This is a genomic window from Arthrobacter sp. P4_H3, from assembly GCF_056400885.1.
The window spans coordinates 93,898-112,063 of record NZ_JBFUKK010000016.1; the positions used below are offsets into that span (position 1 = coordinate 93,898).

An 18,166-nucleotide genomic window follows, 5' to 3' on the forward strand; every position below is an offset into this window, starting at 1 on the left:
CATCCTCCTTGATGTGGAACCCAACCCCGGCGTAACGCTAGTTAATGAATGTTAACTGGAATGGGGCCAAACCGCACGTTCGGACGGCAGCTGGCTCTCCCGACAGGGCACCCGGCTAGGCTGGCACCATGACCTCCCCAGACGTCGCCGCACCCGCCGGCTGGTCCGCCCGTGCCGACGAGGCCGCCCGGTCCGTGACCAGGATGTTCGGGCAGCGGCTGTTCTTCCTCCCGGGTACGCATATCGCGGCGATCGAACGGCCGTCCGGCCGGCTGAGGAACCTGGTCCGCCCCTGGCACTACTGGTGGCAGGCCCACTACGTGGACTGCCTGGTGGACGCCGGACGCCGGGAACTCGCCCGCGGAGCCAGGTTCGACGGCGGGAACCGCCCCAGCGCCGGGCAGCTGGCCTCGCGGCTGGTCACCGGCATCCGGCTGCGCAATTTCCTGACCGTCGTCAACAACTACTACGACGACATGGCCTGGCTTGCACTGTCCACGCTCCGCCTGGAGAAACTCGCCGAGGCGACGCACAGGCCGGGCAGCCGCCGGCACGCAAGGATCCGGAAGAGCCTGACGCTGCAGTTCGATTCAGCCTCCACGGATGACCTGGGCGGCGGCACGTTCTGGAGCACGAAACGGGACTTCAAGAACACGCCGGCCACGGCACCGGTGGCGCTCTACTACGCCCGGACCGGGAACACGGCCAAAGCCCAGGCCCTGGTGGACTGGCTCCACGCCAAGCTGTTCGACCCTGCGCACGGCATGTACCAGGACGGGCTGCGGATCGGGAGCAACGGCGAAGTGGTGCTGGAAGCCGCCATCTACACCTACAACCAGGGACCGGTCCTGGGCGCGCTGCTGGAACTCGGCGGCCGGCCGAACCTCGACCGGGCAGCCGGACTCGTGGACGCCGTGGCCCGCCACCTGACGCGCCCCGCCACCCTTGCGTCCGGCCGGACTGCGGCAGTGCTCCGCTGCGACGGAACGGGCGACGGCGGCCTGTTCACCGGGATACTGGCCCGGTACCTTGCGCTGGCCGCAGCGGACGGACGGCTTCCCGGCCGGACGCGGGCCATAGCGGCCGCCCTGGTCATCGAAACGGCACAGGCGCTCTGGGAGGGCCGCCGCGCCGTGGACCCGGCGGAGCCGCTGGCTCGCCAAGGGGCGCAGCTGGTGTTTTCGGTGTTCCCCGAGACGCCGGCGAGCCGGGCATATCCGGCGGGTGCCGCCGTCGAACTTTCCACCCAGCTGCAGGCGTGGATGGTGCTGGAGGCCGCCGCAACCGTTGGGGATGCACCCCAGGATCCGGTGCCCGGCACGAATGGCCGCGCGAATTAAGTCACGTAAAAGTTCCGTAATTGATGTGATCCTGCTCACTTAAGCCTGCCCGGGCTTGGTTCCTTAGGTTTGGCTAACCTACAGTTTTGGCAGTGAGCATGCCCTAACTTCCCCCTCACACGGACTCCGGTCCACCAGACTTTTTTCCAGAAAGAAGCCCCCATGAAGATCCGCACCAACGCGCTGGCGGGAATCGCACTCGCCGCCACTGCCGCCCTCGGCCTGGCCGCCTGCGGCTCCGGAAGCTCCACCCCCGCAGCGAGCACCGCTGCGGCCGACGGCAAGGCTTCCGGCGAGATCACGGTCTACAACGCCCAGCACGAAAGCCTGACCAAGGAATGGGTGGACGCGTTCACCGCGGAGACCGGCGTCAAGGTAACCCTGCGCCAGGGCTCGGACACCGAAATGTCCAACCAGATCATCCAGGAAGGCGCGGCCTCCCCGGCCGACGTGTTCCTGACGGAAAACTCACCCGCAATGGCGCAGGTTGAGAATGCCGGACTGTTCGCGGACGTGGACAAGGCCACTATTGACCAGGTGCCCGCCGACTTCCGCCCCTCCACCGGCAAATGGACCGGCATTGCCGCCCGCTCCACCGTCCTGGTGTATGACAAGGCCAAGCTGAGCGAAGACCAGCTGCCCAAGTCCATGCTGGACCTGGCCAAGCCGGAGTGGAAGGGCAAATGGGCCGCCTCACCGTCCGGTGCAGACTTCCAGGCCATCGTTTCCGCGCTGCTTGAGCTCAAGGGCGAAGCCGCCACCGACGAATGGCTCAAGGGCATGAAGGAGAACTTCAAGGCCTACAAGGGCAACAGCACGGCCATGAAGGCCGTCAACGCCGGCGAAGTGGACGCCGCCCTGATCTACCACTACTACTACTACGGCGACCAGGCCAAGACCGGCGAAAACTCCAAGAACGTCACGCCGTACTTCTTCAAGAACCAGGATCCGGGCGCGTTCGTGTCCGTCTCCGGCGGCGGCGTGCTGAAGTCCTCCAAGAACGCTGCGGCTGCCCAGGCGTTCCTGAAGTTCATCACCGGCAAGAAGGGCCAGGAAGTCCTCCAGAAGGGCACCTCCTTTGAATACGCCGTTGCCTCCGAGGTCCCGGCCAACGACAAACTGGTTCCGATCAAGGAACTGCAGGCGCCGACGGTTGACCCCGCCAAGCTCAACTCCGAGAAGGTCACCGAACTGATGACCAAGGCAGGACTCCTGTAACTCGGTGCCAAATGGAAAAACTGTGCCAATTGACCTAGCGGCGCCGGAAACTTCCGGAAGCACGACGACGGCGGGTAGGGGCAAGCGCCCCCGCCCGCCTTTCGGCGTTTCCGCGGTAGCCATCATTGCCGTCCTCATCGCGCTGTTTTCCCTGATTCCGCTGGGGTATGTCATTGTGATGACGGCCGCCACGGGGTGGGAAACCGCCGTCGGGCTGATCTTCCGCGAGCGGGTGGGCGAGCTCCTCCTCAACACGCTGCTGCTGATGGCGATCACCGTGCCGCTGTGTGTGGCGCTGGGTGTGGGGGGCGCCTGGCTGGTGGAGCGGACCGGGCTGCGCGGACACAAGTGGTGGGCTGTGCTGCTGGCCGCCCCACTGGCCATCCCCGCCTTCGTGAACAGCTACGCCTGGGTTTCCGCCATACCTTCGCTGGGCGGCCTGTGGTCCGGCGTCCTGATCGCCACGCTGTCCTACTTTCCGCTGGTGTACATCCCGGCGGCCGCCACCCTCGGCAGGCTTGACCCCGCCATCGAGCAGTCCGCGGCGTCGCTGGGCCTGGGCGCCTGGCGCACCTTCTTCCGTGTGGTCCTCCCCCAGCTCCGCATCGCCATGACCGGCGGCGCCCTGCTGGTGGCGCTGCACCTGCTGGCCGAATACGGCGCGTTTGCGATGATCCGTTTCGACACCTTCACCACCGCGATCATGGTGCAGTACCAGTCCACGTTCAACGGCACCGCCGGGAACATGCTGGCCAGCGTGCTGGTGTTCTTCTGCCTGATCCTGCTGGTGGTGGAGGTGCGCGGCAGGGGCACCGCCCGCTACGCACGGGTGGGATCCGGAGCACAGGCCAGGGCGCTCCGGCTGCCCCTGCATGCCTACCAGGCCCCGGCGCAACTCTTCCTGGCCGGTCTCACCGCCCTCGCGTTCGGACTTCCGCTGACGTTCGTGCTCCGCTGGATCTTCGCGGGCGGAGCGGACATCTGGGCAACGGACGAGTTCCTCCCCGCACTGCTGCAGACCCTGGGCTACGGGCTGACCGGGGCCCTGGCTACCACCGTGGTGGCTTTCCCCATGGCGTACCTTGCCGTGCGGCACCCGAGCTGGTTCAGCAAGGCACTGGAACTGTCCAACTACGTCACCAGCTCCATGCCGGGCATCGTGGTGGGCCTGGCCTTCGTCACTGTAAGTATCCGGGTGGCCCCTGAGTTCTACCAGACAACCGTGCTGCTCATCGCGGCCTACGTGCTGCTGTTCCTGCCCCGGGCGCTGGTGAATATCCGCGCCGGGCTGGCGCAGGCCCCCAAGGAACTCGACGAGGCCGCTCAGGCGCTGGGGAAGCCGCCGCTGCTGGCCTTCATCCGGGTGACGCTGCGCCTCACGGCCCCGGCCGCCGCCGGCGGGGCAGCACTGGTGTTCCTGGCCATCGTCAACGAACTCACGGCAACGCTGCTGCTCTCCCCGAACGGCACGCGCACCCTCGCCACCGAATTCTGGAGCAAAAGCAGCGAGATCGACTACGCCGGCGCCGCGCCGTATGCGCTGCTGATGATCCTGATCTCCGCCCCCATGACCTACCTTCTCTTCCAGCAGTCCAAGAAAGTGGCCGGACAGTGACCGATTCCTACACTTCCCGTGATGCCCCCTCCAGGTTTCCGGAACCACGGATAGCTCCGTCCGTGGCACCCAGCACCAACAGCCACCTCGGGATCGAGGCCGTCACCAAGAACTTCGGTTCGCAGGCGGTCCTCAAAGGCGTGAACCTGTCCGTGGCCAAGGGCGGAACTACCGCGATCGTGGGCCCGTCAGGCTCGGGCAAGACCACGCTGCTGCGCCTGATCGCCGGCTTCGAACATCCCGACACCGGCAGCATCTCGCTCAACGGCACCACCGTGGCAGGCGGCGGTTCCTGGGTACCGGCGCACAAACGCCACGTAGGCTACGTTGCGCAGGACGGCGCCCTCTTCCCCCACCTGACCGTGGGCCAGAACATCTCCTTCGGCCTTAATGCCGGCAAGTTGCCCGGCGGACGGCAGGAGGTTGCCGCCCGGGTCAGCGAACTCCTGGAAATGGTGTCGCTGGATCCGTCCATGGCCAAGCGCCGGCCGCACCAGCTCTCCGGCGGGCAGCAGCAGCGCGTGGCCCTGGCCCGCGCCCTGGCCCGCGAACCGGAGCTCATGCTGTTGGACGAGCCGTTCTCCGCCCTCGACGCCGGCCTCCGCGTAGCCACCCGCCGCGCAGTGGCCAAGGTCCTCAACGAAGCCGGCGTGACCACCATCCTGGTCACGCACGACCAGGCCGAGGCTCTCTCCTTCGCCGACCAGGTGGCCGTGATGCGCGGCGGCAGGCTGGCCCAGATCGGCAACCCCTTTGTGGTCTACACCCGCCCGGCGGACCGTGCCACCGCGGAGTTCCTGGGCGACGCCGTCATCCTGGACGCCTGGATGGAAGGCTCGCTGGCAACGTGTTCGCTGGGCGGCATTCCGGTGCGCCGGCCACCGGCCCAGGGCCGCGTGCAGCTCATGCTGCGTCCCGAGCAGATCCGCATCGCCGAGGACGGCCCCATCCGCGGCGTGGTGGTGGATACGGACTACTTCGGCCCGGAAACCACCGTGCGCCTCAAGCTGGCCGTGCCGCCTGAACTGGCAGCGGGCGCCATCCCGGACCACCGTTTTCCCGGCGGCGGCGAAGTGATCACCATCCGGCACTGGAACGCCTCCATCGCACGGCCGGGCATGGAACTCTGCCTGCGTGTGGTGGGCGAGGCCGTGGCCTTCCCGGTGGACGCGAACGGGCAGGACTGACGCACGGGTGCCGGGCACCTCAGTGCCCGGCACCAGGCGCCGCAGTGCCCGGCACCAGGCGCCCGCGCGACGTGGCTAGTCCGCGGGGCGCTTCTTCTGCGGGTATGGGGTTTCGCCGCGTGCCAGCATCTCCACAAACCCCTTGATCTTGCGCTCCCGCGTGGCTGCCTGCTTGACCGAATTCGTCCGGTAAATCAGGGCGTAGCGGTTCACCGACGTCAGCACGTCGAACATGGCCTGCGCCCGAGGTTCGGCCGCTATGGCGGCCGCCAGGTCCTCCGGCAGTTCCGCGGATGCCTGTCCGGAGTACGCAGCCTCCCAGCGGCCGTCCCCCTTGGCGGCGTCGACGGCGGCGCGGCCCGCCGCTGTCATCCTGCCGGCGGCCTCAAGCTTTTCGATGCGGTCCACGTTCCGTGCCGACCAGACACTCTTGGGCCCACGCCGGGTCATCCGCTGGAAGGAGGTTTCGTCGTCGCGCCGTTTGCCCTGCCCGTCGATCCAGCCGAAGCACAGCGCCTCCTGCAACGCGGCTTCGTAGTCCAGTTCGGTGGTGTTGCCGCCCTTCTTGTGCAGCACCAGCCACACGCCCGGGCTGGTGGCATGGTGCTGTTCCAGCCAGTCGCGCCATTCGGCGGCATCCTTCACCAGAAGTTCCTCGAGTTCAATGGCCATGGCACCATTCTGCTCCACGGGACTCCTCATTCACGGCGTGGCATCATGGCCATGTCACCAACAATTCTTCAGCCTTCACCCCGGGAGATCCAATGCTGCGTGTCCGCCCCATCCATTTCACCTCGCGCCTGGACCAGTGGGAGCGGCTGCTCACCGACCTGGGAATGATCCGGACCGTCGATGACGGTTCCTGGAAGGAGTACGACGCCGGATCCGGCCGGCTGGCGCTGCACGCCACCGAGGCCGGCTCCGCAGGGGACGGGACGACGGCGTTCGGCGTCGAAGTGGGCGACCTCGCCGAGTTCGCCCGGCGCACCAACGAAGCCGGAGTGGAAGACGGGACGTCGCCGGCCGAGCTGACCACGGCGGACCACGGCGACACCTGCCGGATCACGGGCGGGGACGGTTTCAGTTTCTTCGCGGACAAAGCCGCCCAGAGCAGCCCGAGCGCGGACGCCGATCCGGCGCTCGCCGTCGTCGAAGTCTGGTTCACTCCGGACGCCGCGGCCGCCGCACGGACCCTGCGCTATATGGGCGCCCGGCTCCGGCCGGTCCCGGATGACGACGAAACCGCGGACTTCACCGCAAAGAACGGCGGCGTGCTGATGGTGCGCCCCGGAAACGGCAACGCCCGGTCCGGCCTGGGCTTTGAGTACACCGGCGACCTGTCCGCCCTGCGGGACCGGCTGGCTGCTGCGGGCCACCAAGTCACGATGACGGAGGAGGCCTTCGGACGGACCCTGCACGTGGCCAACCCCGACGAGGTGGGCGCCGATGCCCCCGCGCTCTGGGTGTCAGCCCGGCACTGAGTGGGCCTGTTGTCGGCGCCGAAGCCGCCGAACCGGCCCTCCTTGGTCAGGATCGAGGCAGGGCCACCAACCGAATCCGTCCCCGCCGTGTGAAGTTGCGGCGCGGGGTTCGGGCAGGGATGGGGTAGAACTTAAGCATGAACGTGCGCACTCCTGACCCGAATCCCGGCTGGCTGTCCGATGAGGACCTCTTCGAAGCCCGGGGCCGGCTTCCCATGGTTTATGTGGAAGCCGTACCCGTCCGCCTTGATCCCTTGGGGTTCGTGAACGAAGTGGGTACCCTGCTGCAGGCCGACGAGGACGGCACCATGGTCCGTTCCCTCGTGTCCGGCCGCGTCCTCTATCGCGAGACCATCCGCGCGGCCCTGCTCCGCCACATGGAAAAGGACCTCGGCCCGCTGGCGTTCCCGCAGCTGCCCATCAGCCCGGTGCCGTTCACCGTGGCTGAGTACTTCCCGGCGCCGTCCCACACGGGGTTCACCGACGACCGCCAGCATGCTGTTTCCCTGGCGTACATCATCCCGGTCACAGGCGAATGCGAGCCCCGCCAGGATGCGCTCGAGCTCACCTGGATGACTCCCGAGGAGGTCCTGAGCCCGGACGTGCAGCTGGAATTCAGCGGCGGCCGCGGCGCTCTGGTCCGGCAGGCGCTCGCGTTCGCCGGAGTGGGCAGCTAAGCACGCCGCATCGCCGTTCACTGGCGGCGGACCTGGGGGCCGCCTAACAGTGCTGCGGCTTCTGCGGGGACGCTCGAAGGAACCCGGGCGTCCCCGACTTCGCGCAGGCCCCTTAGTAGACTGTAGGGCGGACCGCAAGAGAACTTAAGGACTCCCGATGACCCACCCCCCAGCCGCCCAGCACTACAGTGAGCTCCAGGCTGGCTCTCTGCAGACCGGCCACCTCCTGCTTCTCCCCGACGGCGAACGGTCCGCCGAAATCCAGAGCGTCCTCGTGGAGGACGACGATTTCGGCACACCGGCCGTGGTCCTCGCGACCCTCACCGGCGGCGGGATCCTGCGCATCGCGGCCGGGTCAACGGTCCTGGCGGCAGGGCCAGGCTCCGCCCCTACCGGCTCCGCCACCGGTGACGAGTCCCGTTCCGGTGCGGACACGGTGTCCGAAGAGTCCGACGCCGCCACATCGCTTCAGGTCGTTGAGCCCCCCGCTGCCCGGGCAGACTCCGCCGGGGAAAGCGGCGCCCCGGCGGCTCCCGCCGTCGTCGTGCCTCCCCGTCCGGCCACAACGCCGGCAACGGCCGCCGCCGCCGGTCCGAGCGAGGAGGAACTGGCGCTGATCCCGGAGCCCTCGGGAACAGCGGAGTCCGTGGTCGGGGCCGCCGCGGCAGCGCACCCCGACGCGATGGGCGTGATGCTGCTGAGCGACCGCCTGGCCAAGGGCATCAACACCAAGTCCGGAAGCTGCCTCAAGGACCTCAGCGACCTGGCTCACGAACTGTTTGTCACCCTCAAGGACGCCGAGGGCGCCCTGGCCGTCGCGGACCTGCTCAACGTGCTGCCGTTCGACGGCAACCCGGGCCGGTGGACGTCCGTCGAGGCAGCACTGTCCCTGTCCAGCTACATCTGCCGCCAGACCGGGAAAGAGGACCGTGCCGATGTGTACGAAAAGCTCCTCCGCGCCCCCGATGCGATGGAAACGGACCCGTTCAAGTCCCGCATCAACGCCAAGATCCGGCAGCGCTCCCTGAACGAACCCAACCTGTACGACAAGGAAATCTTCCGGGCCATCGACAACTCGAACCCGGATGCCGAACGCGAATGGCGGCTGCTGCGGCTTGAGGCCCTGATGTTCCTGCGGGCGCACGGCGGCTCGGAAACCATTGGGTTGAAGGAGCTGGAGCGCCGGATCGCCAACGAACTCGAGTCTGTCCGGGCCTGAGGCGAGGCACCACCCGTTTGGCCCTACCCCGGGGGCGCCGGGCGTTGTAGATTCACCCCATGACGAACAAACTGAGCGTTGTGATTAATTCCGATGCGCAGCAGGTTTGGACAATGCTGCGTGAACCGGCCAAGGTTGCCCAGTGGCACGGCTGGGAGGCCGACGACCTGGCCGCCGAAATCAACGAAATCTATTTCAAGGACACCGTGGTTGAAGGCCCCGACCACACCAGCCTCACCGTGGACGGCGGGGATGAGTTCGCCCTGAAGCCCGTTTCCGCCGGCACCCAGGTCAGTGTGACCCGGGCAGCCCTGGACCACAATTCCGAGTGGGCCGCCTGGGACGAGGACATCACCCAAAGCTGGCTGACGTTCCTCCAGCAGCTCCGCTTCGCCCTGGAACACCACCCGCACGGCAAGCGCCGCACGGCCTTCTTTTCGGTTCCTGGCGGGGACGGCTCCGCGATCGACAAGGTGGGCCTCCGGGACGTCCCCGCGCCCGGCGAACCATACTCGCTGACCCTCGCCACCGGCGAGAAGATCTCGGGAAAGGTCTGGTACCGCACCAACCACCAGGTGGGGCTCACCGTGCACAGCTACGCCGAACACGGCGACGGCCTGCTGATCGTCGCCGACCAGCCGCCCATCGCCGAGGTCAGGCCCGACGGCGGGTCGATGGTGATCGTCTCCACCTACGATCTGGGGGCACACCGGCTGGAGGAAATCCGCAGCGGCTGGGACAGCTGGCGGGCTGAGAACTACCCCACATCGGACCCCGTGCACTAACAGCCGGCTAAGTTTCGCCACCGGAAGCTGGCACACTTGAACCGTGCCAGCCAATACTGAACCTTCGCTCACGTTCGAGCCGGGGGCCGCAGCCCTGCAGTCCGAGTTTTCCTTCGCCGTGGGCAAGCGCCTGAGTGAGGCGTGCTCGCCCACGCCGGAGCTGGTGGCCGCCAACGGCGGGGAATTCCTGGGCCGGACCGGCACCATCAGCACCCCGCACGGCGAGATCCGGACGCCGGCGTTCATCGCCGTCGGTACCAAGGCCACGGTGAAGTCCGTGCTGCCCGAATCCATCGCCGAGCTGGGCGCGCAGGCGGTCCTGGCCAACGCCTACCACCTGTACCTCCAACCGGGGGCGGACATCCTGGACGAGGCCGGCGGGCTGGGCGCCTTCATGAACTGGTCCGGGCCCACCTTCACGGACTCCGGCGGCTTCCAGGTAATGAGCCTGGGCTCCGGGTTCAAGAAGGTCATCGACATGAAGTCGGTTGATACCTCCGGCCCGGATGACGCCGTGGCGCCGGGCAAGGAGCGGCTGGCCCACGTGGACGAGGAAGGCGTGTGGTTCAAGAGCCACCTCAACGGCGACCGGCACCGGTTCAGCCCCGAGATCTCCATGAACGTCCAGCACCAGATCGGCGCGGACATCATGTTTGCCTTCGATGAGCTGACCACGCTGCAGAACTCCCGCGGCTACCAGGAGGAGTCGTTGGAACGCACCCGCCGCTGGGCCGAGCGCTGCATCGCCGAGCACTTCAGGCTTACCGCCGAGCGGACGGGCAAGCCGTACCAGGCGCTGTTCGGCGTGATCCAGGGTGCGCAGTACGAGGACCTGCGCCGCAAGGCCTGCCGGGACCTGGGCGCCATGAACTTCGACGGCTTCGGCATCGGCGGCGCGCTCGAAAAGGAGAACCTGGGCACCATCGTGCGCTGGTGCAACGAAGAGCTGCCGGAGAACAAGCCGCGGCACCTGCTGGGCATCTCCGAACCGGACGACATCTTCACCGCGATCGAAAACGGCGCGGACACCTTCGACTGCGTCTCCCCCACCCGGGTGGCCCGCAACTCGGCGTTCTACACCCCCGACGGACGGTTCAACCTGTCCGGCGCCAAGTACAAGCGCGACTTCGGCCCGCTGCAGGAAGGCTGCGACTGCTACGCCTGCCTGAACTACTCCCGGGCCTACATCCACCACCTGTTCAAGGCCAAGGAGATGGTCTCGGCCACGCTGATCTCCATCCACAACGAGCGCTTCGTGGTGAAACTGGTGGACGACGCCCGGCTGGCCATCGAAGCCGGCAACTTCTTCGATTTCAAGGCCGAGACCCTGGGTCGCTACTACTCCTAGGGCCGGTCCACGCCGTCGCGCCTGCCTGCCTGTCGCCGAGTTCGCCGGAAACGTGCGAGTTCGCCGGACGGCTACGGCGTTCTCGCACGTTTCCGGCGACGTCGCGTTTTCCACATAGCGACGGCGGGGTCTACCGGGAGCTTTGGCGGCACCGGACGCTTGTCCCATGCCACAGAACAACTCCCCAACACTCCCGGCAACGGGCAACCTCTGGCGGACGGACCAGCTCTTGGACCTCGGATTCGGCTCGCGGTCCATCAAGGCCTTGCTGGATTCAGGTTCCCTTGTCCGGCTGCGCTACGGCTGCTATCTCCGCGCCAGCATTTGGAACGCACAGTCTGCCCGCGTCCGGAGCCGGCAACTGATCTACGCGCATGCGCATGGAACACGCACGACGTCGACCGGCGCCTTCGCATACAGCCACACGTCCGCTGCACGCCTTCACCGCCTGTATCTCTGGAACGTGGATGACATAGTCCATATTCTGCAGCGGGCGCGACCGTCGAATGAGCGCCACGGCAAGGACGTGCAGTGCCACACGCGTGCTTTCTCCGACAACGACGTAACTGTGCTCGGCGGCCTGCGCACCACCTCGCTGGAGAGGACGGCCGTGGATTGCGCCATGATGCTGAACTACCGGCAATCGCTCATCGTGATGGACCATGCGCTGCGCCTCGGTGCGGACCGATCATACCTGCAGATGATGGCAGATTCCTTGGACGGGCGGCGGGGTATCAGGACCTTCCGTCGGGTGCTGGCGACAGCCGACAGCCGTTCGGAATCCCCAGGCGAAACGCTTACACGGGAGCTGATCCTCCGGCTGAAGATCAGGCCTCCCGAGCCGCAGGTTGAGGTGGCGAGCCGAGTCGGGAGGCATCGCCTGGACTTCGCGTGGAAGGAAGAGAAGGTCGCGCTCGAGTTTGATGGCAAGGCTAAATACTTCGATTTCCAACCCACCGACGAGGTGCTCTTCCGGGAACGTCTCCGCGAAAAAGCCCTGACGGAGGAAGGATGGCTCTTCGTGCGGATCGAGTGGAAGGATCTGTTCCGGGAACAGGAATTCAAGAACCGTGTGCTCCAGGCCCTGGCTGGCCGGCCCCGCAATCTCTGAGGCGGGGGGCGCTGGCCTCGGGTTCGCCGGAAGCCCGCGAGTTCGCCGGACCCTTCCGGCGAACTCGCACGTTTCCGGCGAACTCGCCGGGAGGAGCTCTTACGCCCCGTAGCTCGGTTCTCGCTTCTTGACCCAGCCGATCGCGAGCGTGGTCAGCGGCACGAAGGCGAACTCCACGAGTGTCTTGTAGAGGAAGCCCACCAGAACGTAGTTCACGAACATCGCGACATCGGTAATGCCGATCACCGACGCGGCGATGCTGCAGAAGATCAGTGTGTCCACGAATTCGCCGGCCACCGAGGAGCTCATGATCCGCGCCCACAGCGACTTTTCGCCTGTGCGCGCCTTCATCTTCACCAGGATCCAGGAATTGATGGTCTGCCCGGCCAGGAACGCCAGCAGCGAGGCCAGCACAATCTGCGGGACCGGGCCCAGCGCGCCCTCCAGCGCGGCCTGTTTGGAGGCACCGAACTCGTCGTCGAAGCCGGGCAGGGCAATGATCACCCAGTAGCAGATGGAGGCGAACACGGACAGGGCAAACGTGGTGATGATGGCCTTGCGCGCCACCTTGAACCCGTAGACCTCGCTGATGACGTCGCCCAGGATGTAGGCCAGCGGGAAGAGGAAGAAGCCGCCGTCCGTGATGATCGGACCGATCGCCACGCCTTTGGACGCCCCGATGTTGGACAGGATCAGCACCACGGCCATGAGGGCCAGCATGATGCCGAAGTAGGGGGAACCGATCGAGGCGAATTTCGGCGCCGCAGGGGCGGGGAAAGTCTTGGCGGTAGTCATGGGTGATCCATTCGGAGTGGTTCGCTCGGCTGCCCGGAAAGCGAGGAGATCGCTGCAGCAGCCGGCTGTATTAGCACTGGGAGAGGTTCCCGCGAACTGCTTCCGCCGGAACCGTTTTCCATTCTCGCACCACCGGGCGCGGTGCGGGCACCGGCCGCGGAATCAACCAGACATTTGAACACGTTCAGTCTTTGTGCGCGAGTCCATGTTGAGGATCTGTACCGCGGCGTGCTGTGCGCGGACCGCGCGGTTTGTTCAAATTGGGCAGACGCACAATGCGGCCGGTTTGGGCCCGGTGGCAGGATGGGTGGATGACTTCTGCCGCTGTAGAGACGTACCCTTCTGTTGCCCTCACCATTGCCGGGTCCGAAGCGACCGGCGGTGCTGGAGCGCAGGCCGACCTGAAGACCTTCCAGGAACTGGGCGTCTTCGGCATCGCCAACCTGACCTGCATCGTGTCCTTCAACCCGAACGACAACTGGAACCATCGTTTTGTCCCCGTGGACCAGCAGGTCATCGCGGATCAGTTGGAGGCGACGACGGCGGCATACGGTGCCGCTTCGGGCGCACCGTCCGTATTGGACACCGTGAAGATCGGCATGCTGGGCAGCCCGGCCACCATTTCGACCGTTTCCTCCGCGCTGGCCTCCGGCGGGTTCACCAACGTGGTGCTGGACCCGGTGCTCATCTGCAAGGGCCAGGAACCGGGCCACGCGCTGGATACGGACCAGGCACTCAAGGCGCAGATCCTGCCGCTGGCCACGTTTGTCACGCCCAACCACTTCGAGGCGGAGTCGCTGTCCGGCCTGGAGATCACCGACGTCGAGTCCCTCAAGGCCGCGGCCATCCGCATCCATGAGCTGAGCGGCGCCGCGGTGCTCGCCAAGGGCGGCGTGCGCCTCGCCGGACCCGACGCCGTCGACGTCTATTACGACGGCGACACCCTGGAAGTCCTGTCCGCCCCCAAAGTGGGCGAAGTGGCGGTCTCCGGCGCCGGCTGTTCCCTGGCTGCCGCGGTGACGGCCGAGCTGGCCAAGGGTGCAACCCCGCTCGAGGCCGCCCGCACGGCGAAGGTGTTTGTGACCGCCGGCATCCGCAACCGTATGGTCTCCGGCGCCCCGTTCGACGCCCTGTGGCAGGGCGGCCCGCGCTAACCTGCCCGCCCACCCGGACGCTCTCTCACTTTTCGCACGGAAAACCGGGACGCTCTCTCACCGACTGATTGAGCGTCCCGGTTTTCGTTGCAGGATCTGAGAGAGCGTCCGGTCAGGAGCGGGGGTCGGCCACCGTTCCCATGAACAGCGGCAGGCCGGTTTCCACGTGCACGATCTGATAGTGGAACGGCCGGTCGAAGGTGATGGTCCGCTCGGGCTGCGCCGGAGCGCTGGTGGCCATTCCGTTGATCTGGGTGACAGCCGCGGCGATGGTCCCCTTTTCAGCGACAGTGATGTTGGCAGCCTGCGCCGCCTGGGTGATCATCATCTCGGGCTGGATGTTGTTGAAGTCCTCGGCGGTGTTGAGGGTCTTCTGCAGGCCGAGCGACTCAAACACCTTCCGCAGGTCGAAGCTGCATTTGTGGTCCCAGCGGGGCAACTGGATCTGCACCGTCTCAAGCGCTGCCGTGTCGAAGGTGTCCGCGATTTCCGTAAGCCTGGCTGCGTCGAAGGCCGCTGGGGCGGGGCGGGATCCGGAAACTGCTCCCGCCCCCGGGAGGACCAGCCGCATGACGAATCCGTCGGAATAGGGAAGGTCCACGCCCTGCCAGCCGGCCCCTTCCGCGTATTTCATCTCCAGCTCGTTATGCATTGCCGGCGCCTCGATTTCCTCGCCGGCGGCTGTTGTGAAGGGAAGGTCCGAGGTGTCATTCGGGTCAAACGGCGCCCTCCAGGCGGACGCGAAGTACAGGGAATTGAGCAGGCTGAACGTGTTGTCTGGATCGTACTCCGCGGGGGCTTCCTTGATCCGGCCGCCCGTGTTCCTGTTCACCCAGGCATCGATGGCGGGCTTCGTTGCACCCTCATCGCTGAAGTCCACGGGATACACGCCGGTTCCGTAGTGCCGGGCGAGAGTGTCCAGGAAGGACTCACCGGTGGGCACGCCCTTATCCACGAACAGCCCGTTGGCGGCGTGCATGACAGGTTTCCGCGGCGGGTTGTCCTCATCCACTCCGCCGGGGTCGCCGTCGAACTTCTCGAGGGAGCTGAGAACAGCGTTCATGGCCTCATCGCGGTTCTCCAGGGGAAGTTGCAGGACGCTGTCCATCTCCGCCGCAGTCTCGCCCGACGCCCCGGAGCGAAGCATCGCAAGCGCAATCAGCAGGCTCCCGGGAGAGGACACCACGTTCCCGTTGGAGCCGTCGCCGCCGTCGGCCAGCAGGGCCTCGCCGAGGCCAAGGGCTGAAGCCCGGAAGGAGCGCAGTTCGGCGGCATAAGCCGCCCGGTCCACCGAAACCCGCTCCACGCCGTCGGCCTTCAGCAGTTCCGGCGCCGACGCCGAACAGGCGGTGAGGGCCACCAGGGCACCGGCCGTCGCGATCCTGGCCACACGGAATGTCTTCATTTACTCCCCCTTGGACCTGCCTTGCCGGCATTTGGCGGGAATCCGCCCGTCTCCCTTCAGTCAACCAGCCTGCCCGCGGCAGGACGATGCCCGTAGGGTCACGGTTTGCCGTCGTTTCGGTCTCACCCTCCGACGCTCTCTCACCATTCGCAACGTTTCCGCCAACGCTCCTGCACTTCCGTCACGGGCGTATCCTCGTGACATGTCGGAGGAGCATTAAATGGCCCAGCATTTCAACAGCGTTGACGAGTACATCTCGTCCTTCCCTGCCGAAGTGCAGGGCATCCTCCAGGAAATCCGCCGCAGGTGCCACGCCGCGGTGCCGCAGTCCGGCGAGATGATCAGCTACGGCATCCCCACCGTCACCCTGGACGGCAAGTACGTGGTGTATTTCGCGGGGTGGGCACACCATATTTCCGTGTACCCCGTGCCCGCGGGGGACGCGGACTTCCAGGCCGAGATCGCCCCGTACCGGTCAGCCAAGGGAACGCTGAAATTCCCCCTGGGCAAGCCGGTCCCGTACGGGCTCGTCGAAAAAGCGGCGGCCCTGCTTGCCGCCGGGCGGCGCGGGCAGTAGCGGCCGGCTGTCGCCGCCGTCGGAACTCTAAGACGGGCGGGCGTACGACGGCGGGCGGTAGCGCCGTCGTCGTCCCTGGGCACCTGCCGCGTTGGCCCCCTAACGCCGCGGGATGTTCCGCAGGTTGCTGCGGGCCATGCTCACGGCTTCGCCGGCGCCGCGGTTCAGGACCACTTTGGACATGGCGGTCGCGAAGCCAAGGACCTGCGACCCGGTGATCTTCGGGGGGATGGACAGCGCCTTGGGATCCGTGATGAGTTCCACCAGCGACGGTCCGGGATGCGCGAAGGCGTCCCGGTAGGCCTCCTCAATCCCGGCCGGATCGGTGACGCGTACGGCGTGGAAGCCGAGGGCACGGGCGACGGCGGAGTAGTCGGCATCGGGCACGTCCACGCCGAAATCGGGCAGCCCGTCCACGAGCATCTCGAGTTTGACCATACCCAGGGTGGAGTTGTTGAAGACCACCACGTTCACGGGTAGCCGGTGGGCAGCAACAGTGACGAGCTCGCCGAGCAGCATGGACAGCCCGCCGTCGCCCGAGACCGAAATGACCTGCCGTCCGGGGTAGGCCAGCTGCGCGCCGATCGCGTGCGGCAGGGCGTTGGCCATGGACCCGTGCAGGTACGAGCCGATCAGCCGGCGCGTGCCAAGAGGGTTGATGTAGCGCGCGGTCCAGACGTTGCACATGCCCGTGTCAGCGGTGAAGATGGCGTCCTCCGCGGCCACCTGGTCCAGGATCGAGGCCGCGTACTCCGGGTGGATCGGCTGCTTCTTCTCCACCTTGCGCGTGTAGGCGCCCACGGCCTTGTTCATGAGCCGGTCGTGCTTCTTGAGCATCTGGTTGAGGAAGCGGCGGCTCTTCTTTGGAGCCAGCAGGGGCTTCAGCGCGGTGAGCGTTGGCAGCACGTCGCCATGGACGGCGATGTCGACGTCGGTCCGCCGGCCCAGCTTATGGGCGGCACGGTCCACCTGGGCGGTGCGGGTGCCGGGGAGGAACTGGTCATAGGGAAAATCGGTGCCGAGCAGGATCAGCAGGTCCGCGTCCTCGATCCCCTCGGCCGCGGCGCCGTAACCCAGCAGCCCGGTCATCCCGATGTCGTACGGGTTGTCGTACTGCATGAAGTCCTTGCCCCGCAGCGTGTGGCCGATCGGGGCGCCGATCACTTCCGCGAGGGCGACGACTTCGTCGTGGGCACCCTGCGTTCCTGCCCCGGCAAAGATGGCAACCTTGTCGGCCGCATTGATGGCATCGGCGAGCTCCCGGACGCTCACGGCGTCCGGGACGAGGGTTGCGCGCCGGAACGTCGCGGGCAGCGGCGTCTCGCCGGTTGCGTCCAGACCGGCGATATCGCCCGGGAGAGTAACGACGGCGACTCCCCCGAGCCCGACGGCGTGCTGGATCGCGCTGTGCATGACGCGGGGTGCCTGCTCGGCCGTGCTGACCAGCTCCGAGTACACCGAGCATTCGTTGAAGAGCCGGTCCGGATGGGTTTCCTGGAAGAAGCCGCTGCCGATCTGCTTGCTCGGAATATGCGAGGCGATGGCCAGGACAGGTGCCCCTGAGCGGTTCGCGTCGTACAGCCCGTTGATCAGGTGCAGGTTGCCCGGGCCGCAGGACCCGGCGCAGACGGCGAGGCGGCCGGTCAGCTGGGCTTCCGCCGCGGCAGCGAACGCGGCGGCCTCCTCGTGCCGGACGTGGATCCAGTCGATTCCGCCGTGCTGGGAGCCGCCCGTCTTGCGGACGGCGTCGACGATCGGGTTGAGGCTGTCCCCCACGATCCCGTAAATCCGCTGCACACCGGCAGCCTGGAGCTGTTCGATGAGCTGGGTTGCAAGTTCCTTGGCCATGAGTGCACACTCCCGCGATCACATTGATGGGCTGACAGGGCCAATATAGTCCGCACACCTTAGTGCGTTTCCCAGGATTCCAGGCATTCCTGCGACCCCCTCCCACCAGGACGCTCTCTCACCTTACGCAGGAAAACGCGAGACGCTCTCTCACTTTTGAACTGGTCCCCGGAAGTTGGACTGCCAAATAGGATCCTAAGCTGCGAGGGCCTGGGCACGGTATTGCACCGGGCTTAGGCCCTCGAGCTTTGTGGAGATCCTTTTGGTGTTGTACCAGTGGATGTATTCCCCTATTGCAGCTGCCAGTGCGTCCGTGTTGAGGAATCGGACGCGGTGGAAGAGCTCTTCCTTGAGGTGGCCGAAGAAGTTCTCCATGACGGCGTTGTCGTAGCAATTGCCCTTGCGG

General features: G+C 66.6%; 17 protein-coding genes. 12 read left to right on the forward strand and 5 right to left on the reverse strand.

From position 1 onward, the window contains the following. The first annotated feature begins 128 nt into the window (after window positions 1–128). The 4 genes from AC1DRE_RS18940 (at window position 129) to AC1DRE_RS18955 (ending at window position 5,360) form a co-directional block, all read left to right on the forward strand. Entirely contained in the window at window positions 129–1,340 is a 1,212-nt protein-coding gene (locus AC1DRE_RS18940; protein ID WP_476986056.1) for a glycoside hydrolase family 76 protein, read from the forward strand. A gap of 162 nt (window positions 1,341–1,502) precedes the next feature. Continuing rightward, window positions 1,503–2,558, forward strand: coding sequence for an iron ABC transporter substrate-binding protein (locus AC1DRE_RS18945; protein WP_476986057.1), 1,056 nt, complete (start codon window positions 1,503–1,505; stop codon window positions 2,556–2,558). Window positions 2,559–2,580: 22 nt separating this feature from the next. Next, complete coding sequence (locus AC1DRE_RS18950; protein WP_476986058.1) at window positions 2,581–4,173, forward strand: ABC transporter permease; 1,593 nt, start codon at window positions 2,581–2,583, stop codon at window positions 4,171–4,173. Window positions 4,174–4,223: 50 nt separating this feature from the next. Continuing rightward, window positions 4,224–5,360 carry an ABC transporter ATP-binding protein gene (locus AC1DRE_RS18955; protein ID WP_476986076.1) on the forward strand — a complete coding sequence of 379 codons (1,137 nt, stop codon included), beginning with the start codon at window positions 4,224–4,226 and terminating at the stop codon, window positions 5,358–5,360. Between the two features lie 75 nt (window positions 5,361–5,435). On the opposite strand, the gene AC1DRE_RS18960 is transcribed toward AC1DRE_RS18955, so the two are convergent. Continuing rightward, window positions 5,436–6,032 (reverse strand): YdeI/OmpD-associated family protein, encoded by a 597-nt coding sequence (locus AC1DRE_RS18960; RefSeq protein ID WP_476986059.1) that lies wholly within the window; start codon window positions 6,030–6,032, stop codon window positions 5,436–5,438. 92 nt (window positions 6,033–6,124) lie between these two features. Here AC1DRE_RS18960 and AC1DRE_RS18965 point away from each other — a divergent pair, with 92 nt between their 5' ends. The 6 genes from AC1DRE_RS18965 to AC1DRE_RS18990 all read left to right on the forward strand — a co-directional run bounded on the left by AC1DRE_RS18965 (window position 6,125) and on the right by AC1DRE_RS18990 (window position 11,981). Next, on the forward strand, window positions 6,125–6,841 hold the full coding sequence (locus AC1DRE_RS18965; RefSeq protein ID WP_476986060.1) for a VOC family protein: 717 nt from the start codon (window positions 6,125–6,127) through the stop codon (window positions 6,839–6,841). A 137-nt stretch (window positions 6,842–6,978) separates the two neighbouring features. Then, window positions 6,979–7,518 carry an NUDIX hydrolase family protein gene (locus tag AC1DRE_RS18970; protein ID WP_028271117.1) on the forward strand — a complete coding sequence of 180 codons (540 nt, stop codon included), beginning with the start codon at window positions 6,979–6,981 and terminating at the stop codon, window positions 7,516–7,518. 157 nt (window positions 7,519–7,675) lie between these two features. Continuing rightward, complete coding sequence (locus AC1DRE_RS18975; protein ID WP_476986061.1) at window positions 7,676–8,737, forward strand: DUF6707 family protein; 1,062 nt, start codon at window positions 7,676–7,678, stop codon at window positions 8,735–8,737. Between the two features lie 59 nt (window positions 8,738–8,796). Beyond that, window positions 8,797–9,522, forward strand: a complete 726-nt coding sequence (locus tag AC1DRE_RS18980; protein ID WP_476986062.1) for an SRPBCC family protein — start codon at window positions 8,797–8,799, stop codon at window positions 9,520–9,522. A 43-nt stretch (window positions 9,523–9,565) separates the two neighbouring features. Then, window positions 9,566–10,870 carry a tRNA guanosine(34) transglycosylase Tgt gene (tgt, locus tag AC1DRE_RS18985; RefSeq protein ID WP_476986063.1) on the forward strand — a complete coding sequence of 435 codons (1,305 nt, stop codon included), beginning with the start codon at window positions 9,566–9,568 and terminating at the stop codon, window positions 10,868–10,870. Window positions 10,871–11,036: 166 nt separating this feature from the next. Next, the gene (locus tag AC1DRE_RS18990) at window positions 11,037–11,981 is read left to right on the forward strand and encodes a type IV toxin-antitoxin system AbiEi family antitoxin domain-containing protein (RefSeq protein WP_476986064.1); all 945 of its coding nucleotides are present in this window, start codon (window positions 11,037–11,039) and stop codon (window positions 11,979–11,981) included. Between the two features lie 99 nt (window positions 11,982–12,080). Here AC1DRE_RS18990 and AC1DRE_RS18995 read toward each other — a convergent pair whose 3' ends face one another. After that, window positions 12,081–12,776 (reverse strand): queuosine precursor transporter, encoded by a 696-nt coding sequence (locus tag AC1DRE_RS18995; protein WP_476986065.1) that lies wholly within the window; start codon window positions 12,774–12,776, stop codon window positions 12,081–12,083. Between the two features lie 311 nt (window positions 12,777–13,087). Between AC1DRE_RS18995 and AC1DRE_RS19000 the strand changes: the two genes are divergently transcribed. After that, on the forward strand, window positions 13,088–13,930 hold the full coding sequence (locus AC1DRE_RS19000; protein ID WP_476986066.1) for a hydroxymethylpyrimidine/phosphomethylpyrimidine kinase: 843 nt from the start codon (window positions 13,088–13,090) through the stop codon (window positions 13,928–13,930). 112 nt (window positions 13,931–14,042) lie between these two features. Here the strand turns inward: AC1DRE_RS19000 and AC1DRE_RS19005 are convergent, their stop codons facing one another. Continuing rightward, window positions 14,043–15,335: a serpin family protein gene (locus AC1DRE_RS19005; RefSeq protein ID WP_476986067.1), complete on the reverse strand. Its 1,293-nt coding sequence runs from the start codon at window positions 15,333–15,335 to the stop codon at window positions 14,043–14,045. A 220-nt stretch (window positions 15,336–15,555) separates the two neighbouring features. Here AC1DRE_RS19005 and AC1DRE_RS19010 point away from each other — a divergent pair, with 220 nt between their 5' ends. After that, a complete protein-coding gene (locus tag AC1DRE_RS19010; RefSeq protein ID WP_476986068.1) occupies window positions 15,556–15,912 on the forward strand; it encodes an iron chaperone in 357 nt (118 codons plus the stop codon). Window positions 15,913–16,011: 99 nt separating this feature from the next. Here AC1DRE_RS19010 and AC1DRE_RS19015 read toward each other — a convergent pair whose 3' ends face one another. Both AC1DRE_RS19015 and AC1DRE_RS19020 read right to left on the reverse strand, forming a co-directional pair. Further along, window positions 16,012–17,760, reverse strand: a complete 1,749-nt coding sequence (locus tag AC1DRE_RS19015; RefSeq protein ID WP_476986069.1) for a pyruvate dehydrogenase — start codon at window positions 17,758–17,760, stop codon at window positions 16,012–16,014. A 195-nt stretch (window positions 17,761–17,955) separates the two neighbouring features. Next, the coding region (locus tag AC1DRE_RS19020) for an IS3 family transposase (protein ID WP_476986070.1) at window positions 17,956–18,166 on the reverse strand (211 nt) is incomplete at its 5' end.